Source organism: Achromobacter sp. Root83 (assembly GCF_001428845.1).
Classification (GTDB): domain Bacteria; phylum Pseudomonadota; class Gammaproteobacteria; order Burkholderiales; family Burkholderiaceae_B; genus Achromobacter.
Map to the genome: position 1 here is coordinate 1 of NZ_LMIU01000017.1, position 3375 is coordinate 3375.

At 67.6% G+C, this 3375-nt stretch carries 1 protein-coding gene; it reads right to left on the minus strand.

Annotated elements, in window-relative coordinates; translation table 11 throughout:
* A partial coding sequence (locus ASE30_RS15820) for a condensation domain-containing protein (protein ID WP_156407674.1) occupies positions 1–3375 on the minus strand: 3375 nt, incomplete at both ends.

A 3375-nucleotide genomic window follows, 5' to 3' on the forward strand; every position in this document is an offset into this window, starting at 1 on the left:
GCCAGCAACGCGCCCGGATCCCGCGCCACCTCGTCCGGCACGATCTCCACGCACGCCCCGCACAGCAGCCCCGCCAGCATCTGCCACACCGACACGTCAAAACTCACCGCCGCCGTCTGCGCAATCACGTCATCCGGACCCAGCCCAAGATACGGAATCTTGCTCAATTGGTTGTTCAACATGCCCTGCTGCGTCACCACCACGCCCTTCGGCTCTCCTGTCGACCCTGACGTATAGATCACGTACGCCGCCTGATCGGGACGCGAGGCGGCCGGCGGCGCCTGGTCCGTCCGGGCGGACGCCACCAGATGCTCGTAGACCAGCAGCGTCGGCGGCTTCTCCATGACCGACAACACGCCCTCCAGGTCGGCAACGGTCGCCGCCGGCCCCACCACCACACTTGCGCCGCTGGCGGCCAGCATCGCTGCCAGGCGCTGCTGCGGATGACGGCGGTCCAGCGCAAGATAGGCCGCGCCCGCCTTGAAGGTGCCCACGACCAGTGTCAACAGATCCAGGCCGCGATCCGCGTACAGCGCGACCACCTCGCCTTGCCTAACGCCCTGTTCGCGCAGCGCCACGCCCAGCCGTGTCGTCAGGCGGCCAAGCTCGGCGTAACGCAGCCCCTTGCCCTGGCTGCGCGCGGCGATGCGCGAACCATGGCGCTGCACCTGCGCATCGAACAGCGCGGCATAGCCGCCGTCGTAGGGATAGGCGGCCGCATCGCCGTGGCACAACGCCAGCAATTGACGCCGGTCCGGCTCAAGCAGCGGATCCAGCCGGTGCAGGCGCGTGTCCGGGCCGGCGATGATCTGCAGCAGTACCTGCCTGAATCCGTCGAGCAGCCTTTGTGCGTCATCGGCGTCGAACAGCCACGCATCGTAGGACAGCTGCAGGGTCATGCTTCGGCCGGGCACCACCACCATGGTCAGCGGATAGTTGGTGTGGGTGCGGCCGCCCTCGGCCGCGATGGCGAAGCCCACCGCCTTGCTGGCCAGCGAGTCGTCCACCGGCGCATTCTCGAATACGAAGATGCTGTCGAACAGGCTGCGCCCGCGCGGGACCTCGCTCAAGGATTGGATATCCATCAAGGGAAGGTGCTCGTGCTGGCGGATCTCCAGGTTCTGCGTCATCAGGGCTTGCAGCCAAGACGCCACCGGCGTGTCCGGGAGCGGCAGCCGCACCCGCAGCGGGATGGTGTTGATGAAGAGCCCCACCGTCTCCTGGATGCCCGCCAGTTCATGCGGCCGACCGGCAACCGTCACGCCGAACAGCACCTCGGACGCCTGCGACAGGCGCGACAGCAATACCGCCCAGGCCGCCTGCGTGATGGTGTTGACGGTAACCTGCTGGCGCTGGGCATAACTTTGCAGGGCGGCGACCGTCTCGGCCGGGAGCACCGAGAAGGCATCGCCCACCGACGCGACGTCGGCCGCGCCGGCGCGGCGCTTCATGTAGGGCAGCAAGGTTGCCGTGTCGAATCCTTGCAGCGTTTCCCGCCAGTATTGCCTGGACTTTTCCTCGTCCTGGCCCTGCAGCCATGCGATGAAGTCCCGGTACGGCCGCGGAGTGGCCAGGTTGGCGGGCGGGCCTCCGCGGGCCGCTTCGTAGTAGGCAAAGAAGTCGCGCAACAGGAGCGAACGGCACCACGCATCCATCAGGATGTGGTGGAAACTCTGCACCACGTAATAACTATTGGCGGCGATACGGATGAGCCGCACGCGCATGAGCGCGGGCTCATCCATTGGAAAGCCATCCACCAACTCGTCGCGCAGCGTCTGTCGCAGCCGCGCTTCCTGCGTATCGGCATCCTGATCGCTCCAGTCCTCGTAGGCCACCACCTGCGGCGCCTCGCGCCTCACCACCTGCAACGGCGCCTCCTCCGACCGCCAGACAAAGCCGGTACGCAGGATCTCGTAGCGTTGCACCACCCGCTGCCACGCCTTCTCGAACGCCGCCACATCGACCTCTGAGTCAAAGCGGTAGCGATCCTGCATCAGGTACATGCCGGAGCCCGGATTGACGAGGGTGTGCAACAACAGGCCCTGCTGCATCGGCGCCAGCGGATAGATGTCCTCGATATTGGCGGCGGGCACGCCCAGGCCGTCGAGCTTTTCCTGCGTCATCGCCGCCAGCGGAAAGTCCGAAGGCGTGACGCCCGAAGCGCCCTCGGCGCAGAGATCGATCAGCGCCTCCAGGATGTCCAGGAAGCGTTGCGACAACGCGGCGATCGTATCCTCGTCATGGATCGCCGGGCTGTAGGTGAAGCCGATCTCGAGCGCGCCGCGCAGCATGGCCGCATTGACCGTCAACCACGTGCGGCGGCGGCTGTCTGCCGCGCGCTCCTGTCCCGCGCTCTCGCGCGCGAGCCGCCAACCCGAATCGGTATCGAGCGCCTGGTCGAACTGACCCAGATAGTTGAAGGTCACTTGGGGATAGGTCCCGTTGCCCAGCCCCGCGCCTTCCGGCGTCAGGTGCCGCAGCAGGCCATAACCCAGCCCCTTGCCCGGCACCCCGCGAAGCTGTTCCTTGACCGATTTGATGCTCTCGCCCAGGTCCGCGCCACCGGGCGCGAGCCGCACCGGGTAGAGCGTGGTGAACCAGCCCACCGTGCGAGACACGTCGAGCGCTTCGCCGACGTCCTCGCGGCCATGGCCCTCCAACTCGACCAGCACGCTATCGCGCCCGGCCCATTCGCACAGCGCGCGCGAGAGCGCAGTCAGGAGAATGTCGTTGATCTGGGTGCGGTAAGCCTGCGGCACATCCACCAGCAGCTGTTCCGTCCGGTCTTCGTCGAGCGTCAGCGAAACCGTGCGCGCTTCGCCCTCGCGATTCGGCGCGCCGGCCCTGCCTGGCAGGCTCGGCTCGTCACGGTCGACCAGCGCGCGCCAGTAGGGCAGCTCAGGAATAAGGGTCCGGGCGTGGCGCGAAAGCGCCGCCTTCCAGTCACGCCACGCTGTCGCGACAGGCGCCAACTCCGGCGCTTTGCCGTCGCGCAACTGGCGGTATACGGCCTGCAGGTCTTCCAGCAGGATGCGCCACGACACCCCGTCGACCACCAGATGGTGAGCGACCAGCAGCAGCTTGCCTGCGCGCCCTTTCCCCATCTGGAACCACAGGGCCTTGAACGGCCGCTCCAGGGTCAGGCCGCGTTGCGCCTCGTCGGCTGCCTTGCGCAACGCCGCCGCCGCGCCCTCCGCGCCCAGATCCACCCGTTCGAAATACGCGCCCGCGTCAAACGGCGCCACCTCTTGCCGCCACAGTCCGTCGGCCTGGGTAAAGCGCAGGCGCAGGGCCTCATGGTGCGACACCACCGCCTCCACCGCCTGCTGCAGGCGCGCCGCGTCCACCACCTCGGTCGCCGTCAGCAGCACCGAC